Genomic DNA, 20,527 nt, shown 5'->3' with positions numbered 1-20,527 from the left:
TGTTGTTTTCTCCGCGCTCAGGCGTTTTCGGTGCGCCGGCGCAAGGCGGCGGCAATGAACATGACCAGCAACGACAGGCCGATCAGCAAGGTCGAAGCCACGGCGATGACCGGGCTAAGGTCCTGGCGCAGGGTGGTCCACATCTTCACCGGCAGGGTTTGCAGGTCGGGGCTGGCCATCATCACGCTCAACACCACCTCGTCCCACGACACCAGAAAGGCGAACAGGCCACCCGCGATCATGCCCGGGCGAATCGCCGGGAAGGTCACCTTGAAGATCGCCTGCAGGCGCGAGGCGCCACAGATCACCGCGGCATCCTCGATCGACTGGTCGAACAGCTTCAGCGAGTTGATGATCGAAATGATGGTGAAGGGCAGGGCGACGATCACGTGGCTGACCACAAAGGCGAACAGCGTGCCGGTGTAGCCCAGCTTGAGGAACAGCGCGTACACCGCTACGGCAATGATCACCAGCGGCACGATCATCGGCATGGTGAACAGCCCGTACAGCAGCTCGCGGCCCGGGAAGCGGCCACGCACCAAGGCGAACGCGCTGGGCAAACCGAGCAACACGGCGGCGATGGTGGTCAGCACGGCCACTTTCAGGCTGGCCAGGGCGGCGTCCATCCACTCCGGGTTGGAGAAGAACTGGCCGTACCACTTGAACGTCCAGCCCGGCGGGGGGAACACCAGCCACTGTGACGAGCCGAACGACAGCAACACGATGAACACGACGGGCAGCAGCAGGAATGCCGCAATCACTCCGGTGGTCAGGTACAGGCCGGTGCGCAGCGGGCGGCCCATGGCATTGGGAGACAGGAGCATGGCGGTTTACCTCGCGTTGCCAACCGGGGATTCCGGCTGCAGCTTCAGGTACAGGTAGAAGAGCACCAGGGTGATCACCACCAGCAGTGCGGCGGCGGCGCTGGCCAGGCCCCAATTGAGGAACGATTGCACCTGCTGGATGATGAATTCGGGCAGCATCATGTTCTGCGCCCCGCCCAGCAGAGCCGGGGTGACGTAGTAACCCAGCGACATCACGAACACCATCAGCGCCCCGGAGAACAGCCCCGAGCGGCACAGCGGCAGGAACACCTTCCAGAAGTTGGTCCACGGACTGGCGCCACAGATCGAGCCGGCCTGCAGCACCATCGGGTCGATGGCGTGCATGGTCGCCTGCAGCGGCAGCACGATGAACGGGATCATGATGTAGCTCATGCCAATTACCACGCCGGTGAGGTTGTGCACCATTTCCAGCGGGGCATCGATGATGCCCATGGCCATCAACGCCTTGTTGATCACCCCCGAGCTCTGCAGCAGCACCAGCCACGAATAGGTACGTGCCAGCAGGCTGGTCCACATCGACAACAGCACGATGTTCAGCAGCCAACGACCCCAGCCCTTGGGCACCAGGGTGATTGCCCAGGCCAGCGGGAAGCCCAGCAGCACGCTGATCAGGGTGACCACACCGGCCACCGAGAAGGTGTTGAACAGCACCCGTGCATAGGCCGAGTTGGCGAACAGCTGCTCGTAGTTACCCAGCCCTGGTGTTGGCTCCAGCACCCCGCGCAGCAACAGGCCGACCAGCGGGGCGAAGAAGAACAGGCCAAGGAACAGCAGGGCTGGCAGTAGGTTGCGGCTGCCTTTCCAGCGCTGGCTCAGGCTGGCACGGCGCGGTGCTGTGCCCGGGGCGCCGGCGCCCGTAGGGGCACCTTGCGCGTTTTGCAGGGCGTTGATGGCGACTTTCATTTGACCAACCACTCATTCCAGCGCGCGGCGATGGCTTGACCGTTCTTGGCCCAGTAGGCGAAGTCGAGGGTGACCTGGTCCTGGGCGTAAGCAGTCGGCAGGTTTGGCGCGAGGTCCTTGTTCAGTTTGGCCACGCTGTCGACGTTCACCGGAGCGTAGGCCGTCTTGTTGGCGAACTCGGCCTGGCCTTCGGCGCTGCTGGCGTTGGCCAGGAACTTCATGGCCGCGTCCTTGTTCTTGGCGCCTTTGGGGATGACCAGGAAGTCGGCCATGACCAGGTTCTGTTTCCAGCTCACGCCCACCGGAGCACCGTCTTGCTGCAGGGCGTAGACACGACCGTTCCAGAACTGGCCAAGCGAGGCTTCACCAGATGCCAGCAACTGCTGCGACTGGGCGCCACCGCCCCACCAGACGATGTCTTTCTTGATGGTGTCGAGCTTCTTGAAGGCGCGGTCAAGGTCCAGTGGGTAGAGCTTGTCCGGCGCTACGCCGTCGGCCAGCAGGGCCAGTTCCAACACACCGGGGCTTGGCCATTTGTACAGGGCGCGTTTGCCCGGGTAGGTCTTGGTGTCGAACAGGGCGGTCCAGTCGACCGGTTTGTTGGCACCGAGCTTGCCTTCGTTGTAGCCCAGTACGAAGGAGAAGAAGAACGAGCCGACGCCGTGGTCGGAAACGAAGCGCGGGTCGATCTTGTCACGTTTGATCTGGTTGAAATCGAGGGGCTCCAGCAGGCCTTCGCTGGCGGCGCGCAGGGCAAAGTCGGCTTCCACGTCGACCACGTCCCATTGCACGTTGCCACTCTCGACCATGGCCTTGAGCTTGCCGTAGTCGGTAGGGCCGTCCTGGACAACCTTGATGTCCGTGGCCTTGGTGAAAGGTACGGCCCATGCTTCTTTCTGGGCGTCCTGGGTGGTACCGCCCCAGCTGACAAAGTTCAGGCTCTCGGCGGCCTGGGCGGCCTGACAAGCCAGGGTCAGCAGGCTGGCGGACAGCACTGCGGTTACACGTTTGCTCAACAGCATGGTTACGCCCTCGTTGCTTTTGTTATTCGAGGCGGGGCTTGTGGTGCGCCCGCCAACAGTGTTCGGGGAGCAGCTAAAACAAAGTGTCAGGTGGCCGTTTGTGATTGTAGGTGCCGGCCTGCAGATTCAAGGTCTACGGGATATCATATTATGGTATTCCAAACTTTTGGCAAGAGGTATGAGGCGACCGGCCATCACTCCGCCTTCAGCCCGGGGGTGTTGCTGGTCGGGGTAACTGACTTGAACAGTGTCTAAAAGCTTGCGCGATCCCTGTGGGAGCGGGCACCCGAGCGAACACGGGCGAAGCCCGTGCCATGCACCGCGGTGTTTGCGTCGCGGGCTTGCCCGCTCCCGCAGGGGCCGTGGATCAACCGATAATCCCGGGCTCGAATGGGATGCTCTGCACCACCTCCAGCTCATAGCCCGCCAGCCCCGCATATTTCAGCGGGGGCCCCAGATGGCGCAGCTTGCCCACGCCCAGGTCCTGCAGAATCTGCGCCCCAGTACCCACCTCGGAGTACACCTTCGACTGGCCACGCTGGTATGGCCGTACCGGCTGGGTCAGCTGGGGCACCCGCTCGAGCAAGGCCTGCGAGGATTCATGATTGGCCAGGATCACCACCACGCCCGCGCCTTCCTCAGCCACCCTCTGCAGCGCCGCCCACAGCGTCCAGTTGGCCGGCCCGGCGTACTCGGCACCGACCAGGTCGCGCAGCGGGTCGATCACATGCACCCGCACCAGGGTCGGCTGCGCCCGGCGGATCTCGCCCATGACCATGGCCATGTGCACGCCCCCTTCGATGCGGTCTTCATAGGTGACCAGGCGGAAGGTGCCATGCACGGTCGGCAGTTCACGCTCGCCGATGCGCTTGATGGTCTGCTCGGTGCTCAGGCGGTAGTGGATGAGGTCGGCGATGGTGCCGATCTTGATGCCATGCTGCGCGGCGAATATTTCCAGGTCCGGGCGGCGGGCCATGGTGCCATCGTCGTTGAGCACTTCGACGATCACCGAGGCTGGGCTGAAGCCCGCCAGGCGCGCCAGGTCGCAGCCAGCTTCGGTGTGGCCGGCGCGGGTCAGCACGCCGCCTTCGCGGGCACGCAGGGGGAAGATGTGGCCGGGTTGGACCAGGTCTTCGGGGCGGGCGTTGGGCGCCATGGCTGCCGCCACGGTACGCGCACGGTCGGCGGCGGAAATGCCGGTGGTGACGCCGGTGGCCGCTTCGATCGACACGGTAAACGCAGTGCTGAATACGCTGCCGTTGGCCGGCACCATCTGCTCCAGGCCCAGGCGCTGGCAGTGATCGTCGGTCAGGGTCAGGCAGATCAGCCCACGCGCTTCGCGGGCCATGAAGTTGATGGCCTGGGCGTCGCAACGCTCGGCGGCGATCAGCAGGTCGCCTTCGTTTTCGCGGTCCTCGTCATCCACCAGCAGGACCATCTTGCCTTGCCGGTAGTCCTCGAGAAGTTCCTCGATGGTGTTGAAAGCCATGTTGCACGCTCACTGTGGTGGGGTGGTTTTTATGGTATACCATCATACACAAATATCGCCGTAGCAGGAGAGCAACGCATGAAGGCTTATTGGATCGCCCATGTGGACGTGACAGACCCCGAGCAGTATCAGCAATACACCCAGCGAGCGCCGGCGGCCTTCAAGGCGTTCGGCGGCCGCTTCCTGGCCCGTGGCGGGCGCAGCGAGGCGATGGAAGGGCGGCCTACCCCTCAGCGTAGCGTGGTGATCGAATTCGACTCGTACGAACAGGCGGTAGCGTGCTATCGGTCCGAGCTGTACCAGGAGGCGTGCAGCCATCGCCACGGTGTGGCAAAGGCTGAGGTGATCATCGTCGAAGGGTTTGAGGCCTGAGTCTGGCTCGCCGGCCGGTTCGCGGCGGCGAAATGTCAAAAGGACAAGACCCGCTTATGCGGGTCTTGTCCTTACTGACTCAATGCAGATGTGTTTTCAGCTCCCCCGCTGCCTGGCGCAAGGCGGCTTTGACCGCCGGCACCTGGCTCAGCGGGTTGAGCAGGCCGTAGTCATGAATCATCCCGTTGTAGCGCACCGAGGTCACCGTCACACCGGCCGCATTCAACTTGCGGGCATAGGCCTCGCCTTCATCCCGCAGCACATCGAACTCAGCCGTCTGCACCAGCGCCGGTGGCAAGCCTTTCAACTGTTCACTGCTGGCCCGCAGTGGCGAGGCGTAGATCTGTTCCCGCGCTTTGGCATCCGTGGTGTAGTTGTCCCAGAACCACTTCATCATCCCGGTGGTCAGGAAGTGCCCTTCGGCAAACTGTTTGTACGACGCAGTCTCGAAACTGGCGTCGGTCACCGGCCACAGCAGCAGCTGGAAGCGCAAGGCAGGGGTGCCAGCCTCTTTGGCCTTCAGCGCTACCACCGCCGCCATGTTGCCGCCGACGCTGTTGCCGGCCACGGCCAGGCGCTTGCCGTCCACACCGATTTCCTTGCCATGCTCGGCCACCCACTGGGTCGCGGCGTAGGCCTGGTTGATCGCTGTCGGGTAGTGCGCCTCAGGTGAGGGGGTGTAGTCGACATAGACCGCGACTGCACCAGAGCCAACCACCAGGTCGCGGATCAGCCGCTGGTGGGTAGGGAAATCACCCAGCACCCAGCCGCCGCCGTGGAAGAACATGAATACCGGCAATTCACCTTTGACATTGGCCGGGCGCACCACTTGCAGCTTGATCGACTGGCCGTTGGCCTGGATGGTGCGTGCCTTCACCTCGATGCCGGAGAGGTCCACCTTGACCGAGGCCTGGGCGCCGGTCAGCACCGCCCGGGCGTCTTTCGGGCTGAGCTGCTCCAGTGGCTGGCCGCCGCCTTGTTCCAAGGCTTCGAGGAAGGCCTGGGTGTGTTGTTCGACGCCTGGGCTGCCAGCGGCGAAAGCGCTGGAAACGGACAGGGCCAGAAGGGAAGCGGTAAGGGTTTTGTGGACAATGTTCATGAGCGAATCCTTTTCTGTGCAAGTGTGGGTAATGGGCGTCTTGCCTGGCCTGCTGGGCCATCGCTGCGACTTGTGCGTAGATTAGGCAGGTGCAGCGATGGGAAAAAGCCGCTATAAAGCGTTTTACTGTCACCAAGAGCGAGACAATGAACCCTTACGAAGACATGCGGATCTTTGCCCAGGTCATGGAGGCTGGCAGTTTCACTGCCGCCGCCGATCGCTTGGGCATGTCCAAGCAATCGGTCAGCCGGCGCCTGATGCAGCTCGAAGAACGCCTGGGCGTGCGTCTGCTCAACCGCTCCACCCGGCGCCTGGACGCCACGCCCCTGGGCCAGCATTACTACCAGTCAGCGCTGCGCCTGCTGGGCGAGGTGCAGCAGGTGGAGCACGACATCAGCGGCCAGGCCCAGGCCTTGCGCGGTACCTTGCGGCTGAGCGCGCCGTTGTCTTTTGCCATGGCGCACCTCGGCTGTTTGCTGACCGAGTTCCTGCAGTTGCACCCGCAGGTGGATGTGGAGGTGGACCTGAGTGATCGTGCGGTAGACCTGATTGGTGAGGGCTATGACCTGGCGCTGCGGATTGGTGCGCTGGAGGACTCCAGCCTGATTGCCCGGCGAATTGCCGATGTGGAGCGGGTGTATTGCGCGAGCCCGGCGTATCTGGTGGCGCGGGGCGTGCCGGCCAGGCCGGAAGATCTGGCCGCGCATGACTGCCTGCCTTATGGGCACTCGCGGCAGGTGCAGTGGCAGTTCAGGCAGGCTGGCAAAGCCCAGTCGATCCAGGTGGCCGGGCGGATGCGCGCGAATAACGGCGAGATGCTGAGGGATGCGGCGATTGCCGGGATGGGGGTGACCTACCTGCCGACGTTCATCGTTGGGCAGGCGCTGGCGGATGGGCGCCTGGTGACGGTGCTGGATGAGTGGGTAACACCGGCGTTGCAGCTGTCAGCGGTGTACCCACAGCACCGGCAGGTGGCGCGGCCGGTGCAGGGGTTCGTGGCCTTCCTGCGGGAGCGGCTGGTGCAGCTCTGATCTTCGATACCGAGTTGGCTGCTTCGCGGGCGCGCCCGCGAAGAGGCGGGTACAGGGCGCTACATCAGCTCATCCACCCCGACCCACCCGCCATCGAATTCCGCCATGGCATCGAGTAGCGCATCACGGAAGTACGCCAGCGATGCCCGATCAAACAGCAACTGCAACGCCGGTCGCTGATCGCTGCCCACATTGAGCACGATCACATTGATCCGCGCCGCCGAGGTTTGCGCCACCGCGCCAGGCCCAAACGCCTCGGCACGCAAATCCACCCCGCACAACTTGGCCATCACCGCACTGGCAAATTCACCCGACAGCTGCAGCCAGGCATGGCTGTCCTGGCGCGGCAGCAGGTAGTTGCGCTGGGCATCCTGTGCCCATTCGGCCTCAGCGCCAGCCACCCGTGCACCCTCATCGGCCAGGCTGCCCAGCAGCAGGTACTCAGTCTGCGACAACCGCGCTACCCAGCCACCGTCTTCCTGGCGCACGGCATTGTTGGGGAGCGGCGGCAAACGGTAGCCTCGGTTTTGCAAATACGCCGCGCTGTCAGCGCCACGGAACCCGACCCGCGCCAATTCGGTAAGGTCAGTCAACGCACAGGTGTGCAACACATCAGCCCGAGGGCTGCGAGAAACAAACGCTTCGGCTGGCAAACTGTTCATGGCTCAGAGCTCCTGGCGCAGGTTGTCGGGGTCGTGGAACGGCAGTTGCACCACCTTGGCATTGACCATCACGCCGCCTGCCACGCGGATTGGGATGTGCATGCCCGGGGTTGCCTGGTGGGCGCCGGCATAAGCCAGACCAATGATCTGCCCCAGGGTCTGCGAGTACTCGCACGAGGTGACGTTGCCGCTGATGTCTGGCCCATCGAGCACCAGGTGCCCCTCCAGCGGCTGCGGGCTACCCTTGGGCAGGGTGAAGCCGACCAGCTTGCGCTTGAGCGGCTGCGCCTCGAGGATTTCGATCGAGCGCTTGCCGACGAAGAATGGCTTCTTGCGGGCGATGGCCCACTGCATGTCTATCTCTGCCGGGTGGGTCATGCCATCGGTGTCCTGGCTGATGATCACATGGCCTTTTTCCAGGCGCAGCAGGCGCTGGGTCTCGACGCCAAACGGGCGGATGCCCAACCCGGCGCCGGCCTGCATCAAGGTGTCCCACAGGCGTTCGGCGTGGCGCGCTGGGACGTGTATTTCATAGCCCAGCTCACCGACAAAACCCACCCGCAGAATGCGCGCCGTGATGCCAGCCACCTTGCCCTGGCGCACGCCCAGGTAAGGGAAGGCCTCGGCCGACAGGTCCACGTCATCACACAACTTGGCCAGCACCTGGCGTGACAGCGGCCCGGCCAGGTTTACCGCAGCCAGTGCGGCGGTGACGTTGGTGATGTCCACGTCCAGGCGCCATTGTGCGTTCCACTTCAGCATCTGCTGGTAGATACGGTCGACACCGCTGGTGGTCGCGCTCACATAGAAGTGCTGCTCGCCCAGGCGGGCGCAGACGCCATCGTCGATCACCACGCCGTGCTCGTTGGTCATCAGCGCGTAGCGGGTACGGCCAATGGCCAGCCTGGCGAAGCCGAAGGTGTACAGGCGCTCCAGCAGTTCGGCGGCGTCCGGCCCGCGTACGTCCAGGCCGCCGAGGGTGGAAACGTCGATCAACCCGACTTTCTCGCGCACGTGGCGGGCCTCCTCCTGCATGCAGCGTTCACGGTCCTCGGGCTTGCCGTAGTAGGCCGGGCGCTGCCAGATGCCGGCCGGCATCATCTTCGCCCCGGCTTGCAGATGGCGGTGGTGCATCGGCGTTTGCCGGTACGGGTCGAACGCGCGGCCGGCGACATGCGCAAGTTTTTCCGCCTGGAACGGTGGGCGGGCGGTGGTGACCCCGGTTTCGCTGATGCTGCGGCCGGTGGCATGGGCCACCAGCCGCGCAGTGGGCAATGCCGAGTGGCGACCTTGGGACGGGCCCATGCCGACCGTGGAAAAGCGCTTGACCAGTTGCACATCGCGGTAGCCGCTACGGGTGGCATTGACGATGTCGCGGACTTGCAGGTCTTCGTCGAAATCGACGAAATCCTTGCCCTTGGGGTGCGGGAAGATCGGCCAGGGGAAATTGACCCTGGGTTCGGCACCGAACACCGGCTGCGCCGGCGCTTCAAGCCCCAGCGCAGCCACCGCTTCGGCAGCCCCGCGAGTGGCGTCGGCCAGCACATTGGCCAGCGCGTGGCGGCCATTCACGGAACCGGCGATATCCAGCCCTGCCGGCAGGTTGCTGATGGCGAATTCGTCGCGGTTGACGTCATAGGCCAGCTTGCCACCGGCCTGGCACAACAACTGGTACACCGGCATGTAGCCTGCCGACATGCACAGCAGGTCACAGGCCAGGCGCAGGCCATGCGGGCCCACCTTGCCCTGGCCGGTGATCGGGCGAATGTCGACGCCACTGACATGGCGCATGCCTGCGTCATGCAGCGCTTCGTACACGGTGCTGCCCAGGTGCACGGGGATATCGCGGCGCTTCAGCTCGGCGGCCAGTGTGGCATCGGCCGGCGCCGCGCGCATGTCGACCACCGCTGCTATGGCTACGCCTTGCTCCTGCAAGTCAAGTGCGGCGAGGTAGCCGTCATCGTGGCCAGTCAGGACGACCGCACGCTCGCCCGGCTTGACCGCATACAGTTTCATCAACCGCTGTGCAGCGCTGGTCAGCATCACGCCGGGCAGGTCGTTGTTGCGGAACACCACCGGCTGGTCGAACGAGCCGGCCGTTACCAGGCAGCGGTTGGCGCGGACCTTGTACAGGCGTTTGTGCTGGATCACCGGCAGGTAGTTGTCGGTGAACCAGCCGTTGCAGGTGGCTTCCAGCAATACCTGGATGTTCGGGTGGCTTTCCACGGCTGCCAGCAGCTCTTGGCGCAGGGCGGCGGCACGGGTGCCGGCGATATCGAAGCGGGCATAGGTGAGCGAGCCGCCGAGCACTGGCTGCTGTTCGATCAGTAGCACCTGGGCCCCGGCGTTGGCCGCGTCCAGCGCCGCGCGCAGGCCGGCCGGGCCGGCGCCGATCACCGCCACCTCGACAAACAGGTAGGCCTTATCGTAGTACTGCGGCTTGAAACCAAGGTCGAGCACGCCCAGGCCGGCCTTTTTGCGGATCAGTGGCTCCCAGACCTTCCACATGCCCTTGGGCTTGTAGAACGAGCGGTAGTAGAAGCCCACAGGCATGAAACGCGAGAACTTGCCCAGGTAGGCGTCGCGGTCGTGCTCCAGGCTGCCGTTGAAGTTCTGGCCGTCGACCACCTGGCCGTCCCGGGCGGGTTCCATGTCGGCCAGCACGTTGGGTTCTTCCGGCAGTTGGACCAGGGTGTTGGCGTCCTGCCCGGCCATGCTCAGCGGGCCGCGTGGGCGGTGGTATTTGAACGAGCGCGACAGCAGCCAGCGGCCGTTGCCGAGCAGGGCACTGGCGATGGTGTCACCGGCAAAGCCTGCGCAAGCCTGGCCGTCGAACTGGAAACGCAGGGGCCGCTCGCGGTCGATCAGCAGGCCCATGGGCGCGGGGAGGCGAGTGTGGCTGGTCATCCGGCAATCTCCGCTGTTGCGGTTGGGGCAAAGTCGACGCGGCGGTCGAACAGTGCCCTGGGGTCGAAGGTGCGCAGTACCTGGTCACTTACCGTGTGGCGTTCGGCCAGGAACCAATAGCTGGAGGCGTTGTGCAGCCACCACTCCAGCACCACCCCGGCCAGGTTGTCGCTGTTGAACACATGGTCGGCCCACTCGGCGTCGCTGCAGCTGGCCGGGTCGGGCATGTGCTTGAGCTCGCCGCCGTAGGTGAACTCGCTGATATTGCGTGGGCCATTGAGGGGGCAGGTCAGGATCTTCATCGGCGTCGCTCCTTAGTGGCTGGCCGCGGTGGCGCCCATTTCGTTGACTTGCTGGAAGCGGCTGAAGCGCTCCAGGGCGAACGGGGCGATCAGCTCGGGCACCTTGCCGCCGCTGGCGACCAGCTCGGCCATGGTCTTGCCGCAGATCGGGGTAGCCTTGAAGCCCCAGGTGCCCCAGCCCGCGTCGAGGTAGTAGTTTTCGACGGGTGACAGCCCCATGATCGGGCTGTAGTCCGGGGTCATGTCGGTCATCCCGGCCCACTGGCGCATCAGCTTGGCGTTGGCCATGAACGGGAACATCTCGATGGCATGGGCCAACAGGCTTTCCTTGAGATCGAGCGTGGAGCGGGTGTTGTACAGCGGGTAAGGGTCGGAACCGCCGCCGAAGACGATTTCGCCTCGACTGGTCTGCTGCACGTAGCAGTGCAGCGCCGACGAGCTCACCAGCGGGTCGAGGAACGGCTTGAACGGTTGGGTGACCATGGCCTGCAGCGGGTAGGTGTGGATCGGCGCGCGGATGCCGGCCTTGGCCATCAGCAGCGAGCTGGCGCCGGCCACCGCCTGCACCACGCAGCCGCACTGCACGGTGCCACGGTTGGTCTTCACTGCTTCGATGCGGCCGTTGCGAATCAGCAGGTCCTGCACTTCGGTCAGCGGGTGGATTTCCACGCCGCGCTTGGCCGCCTGCTTGGCGTAGCCCCAAGCCACGGCGTCGTGTCGAGCCGTGGCGCCGTCGATGTGCCAGAGGCCGGCGAGCACCGGCAGGTGGCCGGGGTCCAGGTTCAGGCTGGGGACCAGCTCACGAATCTGTTGACGGTCGATCATCTCGGTGCGCCCGCCGAAGTGTTTGTTGACCTCGGCGCGTTGGCGGAAGGCGCGCACGGTGGCGTCGGTGTGCGCCAGGGTCAGCTGGCCACGCTCGGAATACATGATGTTGAAATCGAACTCGTTCGACAGGTTCTGGAACATGCGCACGGATTCGGCGTAAAAGCGCACACCTTCGCTGGTGAGGTAGTTGGAGCGGATCACCGCCGTGTTGCGCGCGGTATTGCCGCCACCCAGGTAGGCCTTCTCCAGCACGGCGACATTGGTCACGCCGTGGTACTTTGCCAGGTAGTAAGCAATGGCCAGCCCGTGGCCGCCACCGCCGATGATCACCACGTCATAGCGCGGCTTGAGTTCGCACGGTGGCGGCAGGTCGACCTCCACCGGATAGTCGGCGCTCAGGCCGTATTTCAGCAGGGCGAAAGGCATGCGGTGCGCTCCTGGTGGGCGGCCTGCTGTTGCAGGTCGAGGGCGAGCAGGGTGTTTTTCATCAGGTAGGCAATGGTCATGGGGCCGACACCGCCGGGCACCGGGGTGATACCGGCAACCTGGGGCAGGGCAGCAGCAAAATCGACATCGCCGACGAGGCGGCTGTGGCCACCCACATCAATGCGGTTGATGCCCACATCGATCACCACTGCGCCGGGCTTGAGCCAGTCAGCGCCGATCAGCAGGGGCTTGCCTACAGCGGCCACCAGGATATCGGCCTGGCGGCACAGCGCTGGTAAGTCCTGGCTGCGCGAGTGCACCACGGTCACCGTGCAGTCGGCTTGCAGGAGCAGGGCCGCCATGGGCTTGCCGACGATGTTGGAGCGGCCAACCACCACAGCGTGCTTGCCACGCAGCTCGCCGCAGGTATCGCGCAGCAAGCGCATGCAGCCGCTGGGCGTGCAGGGGGTGAGCACGTCACGCCCTTGGGCCAGGCCGCCGACGTTCTCGCTGTGGAAGCCATCCACGTCCTTGAGCGGGTTGATGGCTTGCAGTATGCGGTGTTCGTCGATATGCCCGGGCAAGGGCAGCTGCACCAGAATGCCGTTGACCTCGGTGTCGCGGTTCAGGCGCTCGATCAGGGTCAGCAGTTCGGCCTGGGTAGTGTCGGTGGGCAGGCGATGCTCCAGTGAGCGAATACCCACTTCCTCGGCGCGCAGCACTTTGTTGCGCACGTACACCTGGCTGGCGGCATCGGCGCCAACCAGCACCACGGCAAGGCCCGGTTGCACGCCGCCGTCGCGCAGCTGCTGCACCTGCTCGCGCACCTCGGCCAGCACGCGCGCAGCCGTGGCTTTGCCGTCGATCAGCTTGATGCTGGGAATGGCGTTCATTTGAAAATCACCGTGCGGTCGTGGTTGAGAAACACACGGTGCTCAAGGTGGTATTTCACCGCGCGGGACAGGGCGATGGTCTCGGTGTCGCGGCCGATGGCTACGAGGTCATCCGGGGCGTAGGCGTGGTCGACGCGCTGCACTTCCTGTTCGATGATCGGCCCTTCGTCGAGGTCGCTGGTAACGTAGTGGGCGGTGGCGCCGATCAGCTTGACCCCGCGCTGGTAGGCCTGGTGATAGGGCTTGGCACCCTTGAAACCAGGCAGGAACGAGTGGTGAATGTTGATCGCCCGGCCCGACAGCTGGCGGCACAGGTCGTCGGAGAGGATCTGCATGTAGCGCGCCAGCACCACCAGTTCGGTACCGGTGTCCTCGACGATGCGCAGCAGCGCTGCTTCCTGCTCTGCCTTGGTGTCCTTGGTCACCGGCAGGTAGACGAAGCGAATGCCCTGGCGCTCGGCCATCGGGCGCAGGTCCAGGTGGTTGGAAACCACGGCAGTGATCTGCATGTCCAGCTCGCCCTTGGCGTGCCGGTACAGCAGGTCGGACAGGCAGTGGTCGAACTTGCTCACCATCAGCAGCACGCGCATGGGCCGGGCGCTGCTGTGCAGGCTCCACTGCATGTCGAAACGCTGGGCGACATCGCTGAAGCCGCTTTCCAGCTGCGGCGTGTCGCCTGGGGTACCGGTGTTGTAGCGGAACACTGCGCGCATGAAGAAGCGCCCTTTATCCTCGTCGTCGAACTGCGCCATCTCGCTGATATAGCAACCGTGCTCGGCCAGGTAGGTGGTCACCGCCGCGACGATGCCGGACACCGCCGGGCAACTGACACGCAGGATGAAATGATCGGGAGCGGGGTGCATGTGGAATAGGCCTCGTGATGGAGTGGGGCAGGTCGGGCACAAGGGCAAAAGAGGCTTCGCGAGCGGCGAAGTGATGTTTCTTGGTGGGAATATAAATTTCCTTTAGGCGATTTATAGGCCAAGAGGGGGTAGGCGGTCTAGAGGTTTGTGAAATTTTTTATCCTGACAGGAAAGTTTTCATACCCTGAGCCGACATACCCGCGCAGCCGGAGTACACGCTATGCTTGCCCTATGAGTACACCAGCCCCTTTACGCCAACCGTGCCCCCCTGGCGCCTGTATCTGCGGGCGTGAACACTTGGCCGAGCACCCGCAGACCGCCCAGCGCATCCTCCTGCTGACCCGCCAGGAAGAAAAACGCCTGCTCGAACGCCTGGAAAACCTCAAGGACCTCGAAGACCTGCAACGCCTGCAGCAACGCTTGTACGAAAACCTCGGCATCCGCGTGCACATTGCCCCAGGCTTCAACGAAGTGCGGACCATGCGCGGTATCGTCATCGAACTGGACGACCAGCCGGGGCTGTGCCGCAAGACCCGGCAATCGATCCCGGCAGCGATCCGCCGGGGGCTGGAGCGCAACCCGCAGGTGGCCTTCCGCCTGCTCGATAACCACGACTTGTTGCGGGATGCTTGATGTGAAATACGGTCTTCTGTAGTTACGCGGGCCGCGGCCACAAGGAAGTGCGTGAGGCCCACTAATTTTCCCACCGTTTGCTACGTCTACTTGAAAGCCCCCCTGCGCGAAGCCCGCAGCGGCATTCATCATTCAAGGAGACAGGCAATGACTTCCGTTTTCGACCGCGACGATATCCAGTTCCAGGTAGTGGTCAACCACGAAGAGCAGTATTCGATCTGGCCCGACTACAAAGCCATCCCCAACGGCTGGCGTGCCGTGGGCAAGAGCGGCCTGAAGAAGGACTGTCTGGCCTACATCGACGAAGTCTGGACCGACATGCGCCCGCTGAGCCTGCGCCAGAAAATGGCCGAAGCTGCCGCCCAGTGACCCCATTGAACCTGCTGTGCCTGCCGTACTCCGGCGCCAGCGCGATGGTCTACAGCCGCTGGCGGCGCAAGCTGCCTGCCTGGTTGCAGGTACGCCCGGTGGAATTGCCCGGGCGCGGTGCGCGCATGGCCGAACCGCTGTACACCGACATGCAGGCGCTGGCCCGGCTACTGGCCAGCGAGCAGCGCCTGACGGCCAGTGCGCCTTACGCGTTGCTTGGCCACAGTCTCGGTGCGTTGCTGGCCTTCGAGCTGGCCCACGAGCTGCAAGCGCTGGGCTGCCCGGCGCCCGTGGCGTTATTCGCCTGCGGGACGGCGGCACCGACCCGGCGCGAGGACTACGACGGCAAGAATTGGGGCCAGCCCAAGAGCGACGCCGAGCTGATCAGCGAGTTGCGTGAGCTGCAGGGCACGCCTGAAGAAGTGTTGGCCAATGCCGAACTGATGAGCCTGACCTTGCCCACCCTGCGCGCCGATTTCCTGTTGTGCGGGACCTACGCCTACCGTCAGCGCCCGGCATTGCAGTGCCCGCTACATGTACTGGGTGGCACCGATGACCGGGCCAACGATGAGCAGCTGCAGGCCTGGGGCAGTGAAACCCACGGTGAATTCACCCTGCAGATGTTCCCGGGTGGCCACTTCTTCATCCATGAACATGAAGACCCTGTGCTGGACGCACTTACCGCCGCGCTGCAACCGCTGCGGCTGACAGCCTGATTGACGTTACCGCTTGCCTGGGGGAGGCTAGGCCTTTTCCCAGGCAAGGGGCATGCAATGCTGATCGATCCACACAAGGCCACACTGCTGGTCGTCGACATCCAGGAAAAACTCATCGGCGCCATGAGCGACCCCGAAGGCACTCGAGCGCGGGCGCGCTGGTTGCTGGCTGCGACCGCCGAGCTGGAGCTGCCGACGGTGATCTCCGAGCAGTACCCCAAGGGCTTGGGTCATACCTTGGCGGAGCTGCTGGCCGCTGCACCGGCTGCCGACGTGGTGGAGAAAAGCCATTTTTCCTGTGTGGCCGCCGAGTGCCTGCCGGCCAGCCTGATGGCGCGTGGGCAGGTGATCGTGTGTGGTATGGAAACCCATGTCTGCGTGCTGCAGACCGTGCTCGGCCTGCTGGCGCTGGGCAAACAGGTGTTCGTGGTCGAGGATGCCTGTGACAGCCGCACTGCGGCCAGCAAGGCTGCGGGCCTGGCACGCATGCGAGCCGCCGGGGCGCAGGTGGTGACCCGGGAAATGGTGCTGTTCGAGCTAATGGGCAGTGCCAGCCACCCCTTGTTCCGCCACATCAGCAAGACCTACCTGGTCGGTGAACAGCCCTGAACGGCCGGTTACTGGCCAGTGGCTTGATGGCCCTGGCGCTGCTGCAAGGCTGTGCCGGGCGCCGCGAGGAGGCCCCCGAAGCGGACCCCGTCAAGGTTCGCGCCCAGCTGCTGCGGCTGCTACCTGCCCAGGCCAAGGATCGCGAGGGTTGGGCCAGGGATATCCAGGTAGCCTTCGAAGCCCAGCGCATTGCCCCGAGCAAGAGCAACCTGTGCGCCGTGCTGGCGGTGACCGAACAGGAATCAACCTTCACTGCCGACCCCCAGGTGCCCAACCTGGGGCGTATTGCCCGCGATGAAATCGACCGCCGCGCCGCGCGTTTGCATATCCCCAAGCTGCTGGTCGAGGGTGCGCTGAAGACGCCGTCAGGCAACGGTCAGAGCTACCAGCAGCGGTTACAGGCGGTGCGTAGCGAAAGGCAGCTGAGCGAGTTGTACGATGAAGTCATCGCTCGCGTCCCACTGGGCAAGACCTTGCTTGGCGGGCTCAACCCGGTGCATACCGGCGGGCCGATGCAGGTGAGTATCGATTTTGCCGAAAAGCATGCACAGGATTACCCGTACAGCCACGATGGTAGCATCCGCCAGGAGGTGTTCAGCCGGCGTGGCGGTATGTACTTCGGTATCGCCCACTTGTTGGGGTACCCGGCCAGCTACGAGCGCCAGCTGTATCGCTTCGCCGATTTCAACGCGGGCTGGTACGCCAGCCGTAATGCGGCGTTTCAGGCGGCCCTGAGCAAGGTGGCTGGCGTGCAGCTGGCGCTGGACGGCGACCTGATTGCACCGGGTTCGATCATGCCGGGCACGACCGAAATGGCGGCGCGCAAAGTGGGCGTGAAGCTGGGCCTGCGCAACCCGCAAATCCGTAGCCAGCTGGAAGACGGTGACAGCCTGGCATTCGAGGACAGCAAGCTGTACAGGGGGGTGTTTAGCCTGGCCGATGCTGCTGCCGCCAAGCCGGTACCGCGGGCGGTGCTGCCGGGGATCCAGCTGAAGAGCCCGAAGATCACCCGCAAGCTGACCACAGCGTGGTTTGCGGGGCGGGTTGATGAGCGTTATCGGCGATGCATGAAGCGCTAGCAGCGGTTACCGGTGCCGGCCGTTTCGCGGGCTTGCCCGCGAGAAGGCCGGCACCGCCGCTTTCAGCTTTCGCCCAATGCCTCCACTACCTGATCGACGCTGGCCTTCAAGCCGGCAAACGCATCCTCAGGGTCGCTGTCCACCACCACCAGCTTCGCCCCGGCCGCCTTGATCACTTCGGCCACCCCAGCCTCCGGCTGCCGGTGGTGCAGCACCAGCGCCACATCCTGTGCCTTCAGGTTTTCCTCCAAGGCCTTCAGCGCGGCCGCATCCCATTCGGCCGGCAGCGGCTGTTCGACCACGTCCAGGTTCAACCCGCTGGCCAGATAACCCAGCCGCTCCGACAGGCTCACCACGGTCAGGTTGTCGACCTTGGCCAGGCGTGTCTGGCTGTTGGCCGCAAGCGCCAGCAGCTGGCGCTTGAGCCCGGCCAGGTTGTCCTGGATCTTCGCTTTGTCGCCAGGCGCCAGGCGCTCCAGATCATTGGCCACCACGTCGGCCATGCGCCCAAGGTTGGTCGGGTTGAGCCAGGGGTAGGCGCCATAGGCATCGTCACCACTCACCGCGATACCGGGCAGGGCGCCATCCACCGGCCGGGCGGCATCGATCTCGACAATGCGGATATTGCTGCGCCTGGCCATGGGGTACAGCGGGTCGTCACGCCAGATCGAACGCACCCCGATCACCGCGTCGGCCTGTTGCGCCGCCTTGTCCAGGCTGGCGCCGCCACGCCCGCTGAAATACGACGGCTGGCGGCTGGCTGGGAGGTTGGCCGGTGCCGCCCGCTTGAGCTGCACCGTTGTGCCGTCGAGCAGGACGCTGGCCAGGCTGTGGGTGACGGGCAGGGTGGTCAGCACCTGCGTGGCGAAAGACAGCGACGGCAGGCCGGCCAGGGCTAGTGCCAGGGTCAGGTGTTTGAGGTTCATGCCGGGTTTCCTTGCAGGCGGGGAACGAGGGCGCGGGCCAGGGCGGCCAGGGCGAAGCAAATGCCGGCGACCAGGATGATCGCGGCGCCCGATGGCACCGGCAGATCGAAAATGATCGGCAGCAGGATGCCGAACAGGGTGCTGATGGTCGCGATCAGCACCGACAGGAAGAAAAAGCCTTTCAGCGACTGGCTGACCAGGCGTGCCGCGGCGGCAGGGATCACCAGCAGCGCACCGACCAGGATCGCCCCGATCACCTTCACTGCCGCTACGGTCACCAAGGTCACCAGCACCACGAACAGATAGTCCAGGGTTTTCACGGCTACCCCGCGCACGGCGGCCAGTTGCGGGTTGAAACTGGCCAGCATGATGCGGTTGTACAGCGGTAGGGCCAGCGCCAGCACCAACACCGCGACGATGCCCAGCACCACCAGGTCCTGGCCACTGACGGTCAGCACCGAGCCGAACAATACGTTTTCGAGGATATGCACATTGATCTTGCCTGCCAGCATCAACAGCAGGCTCGCGCCCAGCGCCAGCGACACCGACAGGAACACGCCGATCAGTGTGTCCGGCGATAGCCCGGTGCGGTTGCGCAGGAAGTTGAGCAGGATGCCGAACAGCAGGCAGTAACCGAACAGGCTGCCGTAAGGGCCGGTGTAGGGCTCACCCAGCAGGATGCCGATTGCGACCCCGGTCAGCGCTGCATGGCCAACGGCTTCGGAGAAAAAGGCAAAGCGCTTGACCACCACGAGGGTGCCCAGGCCCCCCAGTACCGGGCCGATCATCAGGCCGGCCAGCAGCGCGTTGACCACGAAGCCGTAGGCCAGCGCCTCGGGCAGGTAGCCGACAGTGGCCCAGTCCTGGACCGTTTGGCGAAAGGTTTCGAAACTCATCAGGCAAGGCTCTCGCTACGCGGGTGAACGGAGAACAGGCCGAGCAGGCGCTCGGGGGTCAGGGCCTGGGCGGGCGGGGCGTCGAACAGCACCTGGCGGCTCAGGCCAGTCACACGGTCGGCCAGGCGCAGCACAGCTGCCAGATCATGCTCGATCCACAGCACGGTGGTACCCGCCTGCCGCCAGCCCAGCAGCAGCTGTTCGAACACCTGGATACCCGCTTCGTCGAGCGCCGACATCGGCTCGTCCAGCACCAGCAGCTGCGGCTCGGGGATCAGACCCTGGGCCAACAGCACGCGCTGGCGTTCACCGCCAGACAACGCGCCCATGCGCCGCTTGCGCTTGTCGAGCATGCCGACCCGCGCCAGCGCGGCATCGATGGCCGGCTGTACACGCCGTGACAGGCCGAGAAAGGCCGGCCGGCGCTGGCACATGGCGGCCATGAAGTCGTCGACGGTCATCGGCAGGCCGCGGTCGAACTCCAGCGCCTGGGGCACGTAGCCAATCACTTCGCGCTCCGTTGGCCAGTGCAGGGTCAGTTGGCCCTGGTGCGGCATCTGCCCGAGCAGGGTCTTGATCAGCGAGCTCTTGCCGCCGCCGTTCGGGCCGACGATGGCATGCACGCTGCCAGCGGCCACGCTGAAGCTGACCTGTTCGAGGATGCGGGTGCGGCCCAAGGTCAGGTCGATGCCGGTAAACTCGATGCGCGGCCCACAGGCGGCAGCCAGGTTGGCGGCGGCGGTCATGCGCGGTTCTCCTGGATGGCGCGGACCACCGTGTCGAGGTTGCGCTTCATCTCCACTTCGTACTTTTCCTTGGTGTATTCACCGTAGGAAATATGCGTCAGCGGGTACAGACGCACGCCGGATTCGCGCTGGATGGTCTCGACATAGGCTGAGGGGAAATCCATTTCCGAGAAAATAACCCGTACATCCAGCGCCTTGAGCTGATCGATGGTTTTCTTCAGCTGCGCCGGGCTTGGTTCGATGCCATGCGCCGGTTCGACCACGGCGGTCACCTCCAGGCCGAAGTCGCGTACCAGATAGTCGTAGGCGGCATGGATGGTGGCAACGCGGAAGGTGGCGCTGGGGGCCTCGGTGACCTTGGCCAGTGCGTCGGCACGCAGGGCGCGCAGGCGCTTGGCGTAGGCACGGGCATTTTGCGTGTACAGCTTGGCATTGTCCGGGTCGAGCTTGCCCAGCTCGCGGGCGATGTTGTTGACCTGGGCGATGGTGGTGCTGATGGACAGGAACGTGTGCGGGTTGACGACCTTGCCGGCGCCGCGCGCAGCAATGCCGGTGGCCGCCAACAACGGTACGTTCTGGTTGGCCTCGATGGTGGCGATGTCGGGCTTTTCGCTGGCCGCGATCATGCGGTCGGCGAAGTCGTCATGGCCGACGCCGTTGAGTACCACTACGTCCAGCGAGCCGATGCGTTTGATGTCCTCCGCCCGTGGCTCATAGGCATGCGGGTTGAAGCCCGCCGGTATCAGCGGTACCACTTCGGCTTTGTCGCCGACGATGTTGCTCACGTAACTGTAGTAAGGGTGCAGGGTGATGCCGATACGCAGCGGCTTGCCATTATCGGCCAGGGCCAGTGTCGGCAGGGCAAGGGCCAGGAGCAGGGCGAGGGCGGAGCGGAACATGGGAGAGTCCTT

At 64.6% G+C, this 20,527-nt stretch carries 22 protein-coding genes; 7 read left to right on the top strand and 15 right to left on the bottom strand.

All coding sequences use genetic code 11. The features are described 5' to 3' along the window. Positions 1-17: 17 nt before the first annotated feature. From DMX11_RS03690 to ribBA, 4 genes are all read right to left on the bottom strand, one after another. On the bottom strand, positions 18-824 hold the full coding sequence (locus DMX11_RS03690; protein WP_003256236.1) for an ABC transporter permease: 807 nt from the start codon (positions 822-824) through the stop codon (positions 18-20). 6 nt (positions 825-830) lie between these two features. After that, positions 831-1,748 (bottom strand): ABC transporter permease, encoded by a 918-nt coding sequence (locus tag DMX11_RS03685; protein ID WP_110743268.1) that lies wholly within the window; start codon positions 1,746-1,748, stop codon positions 831-833. Further along, positions 1,745-2,770, bottom strand: coding sequence for an ABC transporter substrate-binding protein (locus DMX11_RS03680; protein WP_110743267.1), 1,026 nt, complete (start codon positions 2,768-2,770; stop codon positions 1,745-1,747). Before DMX11_RS03680 ends, DMX11_RS03685 begins: the two co-directional genes overlap by 4 nt. A gap of 367 nt (positions 2,771-3,137) precedes the next feature. Then, the gene (ribBA, locus tag DMX11_RS03670) at positions 3,138-4,259 is read right to left on the bottom strand and encodes a bifunctional 3,4-dihydroxy-2-butanone-4-phosphate synthase/GTP cyclohydrolase II (protein ID WP_110743266.1); all 1,122 of its coding nucleotides are present in this window, start codon (positions 4,257-4,259) and stop codon (positions 3,138-3,140) included. A gap of 78 nt (positions 4,260-4,337) precedes the next feature. Here ribBA and DMX11_RS03665 point away from each other — a divergent pair, with 78 nt between their 5' ends. Beyond that, positions 4,338-4,631 (top strand): DUF1330 domain-containing protein, encoded by a 294-nt coding sequence (locus tag DMX11_RS03665; RefSeq protein WP_110743265.1) that lies wholly within the window; start codon positions 4,338-4,340, stop codon positions 4,629-4,631. 79 nt (positions 4,632-4,710) lie between these two features. On the opposite strand, the gene DMX11_RS03660 is transcribed toward DMX11_RS03665, so the two are convergent. After that, entirely contained in the window at positions 4,711-5,730 is a 1,020-nt protein-coding gene (locus DMX11_RS03660; RefSeq protein ID WP_110743264.1) for an alpha/beta hydrolase, read from the bottom strand. Between the two features lie 146 nt (positions 5,731-5,876). Here DMX11_RS03660 and DMX11_RS03655 point away from each other — a divergent pair, with 146 nt between their 5' ends. Next, on the top strand, positions 5,877-6,761 hold the full coding sequence (locus DMX11_RS03655) for a LysR family transcriptional regulator (RefSeq protein WP_110743263.1): 885 nt from the start codon (positions 5,877-5,879) through the stop codon (positions 6,759-6,761). 59 nt (positions 6,762-6,820) lie between these two features. On the opposite strand, the gene DMX11_RS03650 is transcribed toward DMX11_RS03655, so the two are convergent. The 6 genes from DMX11_RS03650 to purU are packed head-to-tail and all read right to left on the bottom strand — an operon-like array spanning position 6,821 to position 13,642. Beyond that, positions 6,821-7,423, bottom strand: coding sequence for a sarcosine oxidase subunit gamma (locus DMX11_RS03650; RefSeq protein WP_110743262.1), 603 nt, complete (start codon positions 7,421-7,423; stop codon positions 6,821-6,823). A 3-nt stretch (positions 7,424-7,426) separates the two neighbouring features. Then, the gene (locus DMX11_RS03645; protein ID WP_110743261.1) at positions 7,427-10,330 is read right to left on the bottom strand and encodes a 2Fe-2S iron-sulfur cluster-binding protein; all 2,904 of its coding nucleotides are present in this window, start codon (positions 10,328-10,330) and stop codon (positions 7,427-7,429) included. After that, a complete protein-coding gene (locus DMX11_RS03640; RefSeq protein WP_110743260.1) occupies positions 10,327-10,632 on the bottom strand; it encodes a sarcosine oxidase subunit delta in 306 nt (101 codons plus the stop codon). Before DMX11_RS03640 ends, DMX11_RS03645 begins: the two co-directional genes overlap by 4 nt. Before the next feature lie 12 nt (positions 10,633-10,644). After that, complete coding sequence (locus DMX11_RS03635; RefSeq protein WP_110743259.1) at positions 10,645-11,886, bottom strand: FAD-dependent oxidoreductase; 1,242 nt, start codon at positions 11,884-11,886, stop codon at positions 10,645-10,647. Next, a complete protein-coding gene (gene folD / locus DMX11_RS03630) occupies positions 11,868-12,779 on the bottom strand; it encodes a bifunctional methylenetetrahydrofolate dehydrogenase/methenyltetrahydrofolate cyclohydrolase FolD (protein ID WP_110743258.1) in 912 nt (303 codons plus the stop codon). Before folD ends, DMX11_RS03635 begins: the two co-directional genes overlap by 19 nt. After that, complete coding sequence (purU, locus tag DMX11_RS03625; RefSeq protein ID WP_110743257.1) at positions 12,776-13,642, bottom strand: formyltetrahydrofolate deformylase; 867 nt, start codon at positions 13,640-13,642, stop codon at positions 12,776-12,778. The genes folD and purU overlap by 4 nt, the downstream gene beginning before the upstream one ends. Before the next feature lie 231 nt (positions 13,643-13,873). Here purU and DMX11_RS03620 point away from each other — a divergent pair, with 231 nt between their 5' ends. The 5 genes from DMX11_RS03620 to DMX11_RS03600 all read left to right on the top strand — a co-directional run bounded on the left by DMX11_RS03620 (position 13,874) and on the right by DMX11_RS03600 (position 17,048). Further along, a complete protein-coding gene (locus DMX11_RS03620; RefSeq protein WP_110743256.1) occupies positions 13,874-14,275 on the top strand; it encodes a hypothetical protein in 402 nt (133 codons plus the stop codon). A gap of 147 nt (positions 14,276-14,422) precedes the next feature. Continuing rightward, entirely contained in the window at positions 14,423-14,644 is a 222-nt protein-coding gene (locus DMX11_RS03615; RefSeq protein WP_003256222.1) for an MbtH family protein, read from the top strand. After that, positions 14,641-15,360, top strand: coding sequence for a thioesterase II family protein (locus DMX11_RS03610; RefSeq protein ID WP_110743255.1), 720 nt, complete (start codon positions 14,641-14,643; stop codon positions 15,358-15,360). Before DMX11_RS03615 ends, DMX11_RS03610 begins: the two co-directional genes overlap by 4 nt. A gap of 57 nt (positions 15,361-15,417) precedes the next feature. After that, complete coding sequence (locus DMX11_RS03605) at positions 15,418-15,969, top strand: hydrolase (protein ID WP_110743254.1); 552 nt, start codon at positions 15,418-15,420, stop codon at positions 15,967-15,969. A 26-nt stretch (positions 15,970-15,995) separates the two neighbouring features. Then, positions 15,996-17,048: a DUF1615 domain-containing protein gene (locus DMX11_RS03600; RefSeq protein WP_110743253.1), complete on the top strand. Its 1,053-nt coding sequence runs from the start codon at positions 15,996-15,998 to the stop codon at positions 17,046-17,048. A gap of 62 nt (positions 17,049-17,110) precedes the next feature. Here DMX11_RS03600 and DMX11_RS03595 read toward each other — a convergent pair whose 3' ends face one another. The 4 genes from DMX11_RS03595 to DMX11_RS03580 are packed head-to-tail and all read right to left on the bottom strand — an operon-like array spanning position 17,111 to position 20,515. Continuing rightward, positions 17,111-17,974 carry a metal ABC transporter solute-binding protein, Zn/Mn family gene (locus tag DMX11_RS03595; RefSeq protein WP_110743252.1) on the bottom strand — a complete coding sequence of 288 codons (864 nt, stop codon included), beginning with the start codon at positions 17,972-17,974 and terminating at the stop codon, positions 17,111-17,113. Further along, positions 17,971-18,870 carry a metal ABC transporter permease gene (locus DMX11_RS03590; protein WP_110743251.1) on the bottom strand — a complete coding sequence of 300 codons (900 nt, stop codon included), beginning with the start codon at positions 18,868-18,870 and terminating at the stop codon, positions 17,971-17,973. Before DMX11_RS03590 ends, DMX11_RS03595 begins: the two co-directional genes overlap by 4 nt. After that, positions 18,870-19,616, bottom strand: a complete 747-nt coding sequence (locus tag DMX11_RS03585) for a metal ABC transporter ATP-binding protein (protein WP_110743250.1) — start codon at positions 19,614-19,616, stop codon at positions 18,870-18,872. Before DMX11_RS03585 ends, DMX11_RS03590 begins: the two co-directional genes overlap by 1 nt. Beyond that, positions 19,613-20,515 (bottom strand): metal ABC transporter substrate-binding protein, encoded by a 903-nt coding sequence (locus tag DMX11_RS03580; protein WP_110743249.1) that lies wholly within the window; start codon positions 20,513-20,515, stop codon positions 19,613-19,615. Before DMX11_RS03580 ends, DMX11_RS03585 begins: the two co-directional genes overlap by 4 nt. Positions 20,516-20,527: the final 12 nt, after the last annotated feature.

The sequence above is a fragment of the Pseudomonas sp. LB-090624 genome, assembly GCF_003205205.1.
In the GTDB taxonomy this organism is placed as follows: domain Bacteria; phylum Pseudomonadota; class Gammaproteobacteria; order Pseudomonadales; family Pseudomonadaceae; genus Aquipseudomonas.
The sequence above is the reverse complement of the archived record's forward strand: the minus strand, read 5'-3'. Positions and strand labels throughout refer to the sequence as shown.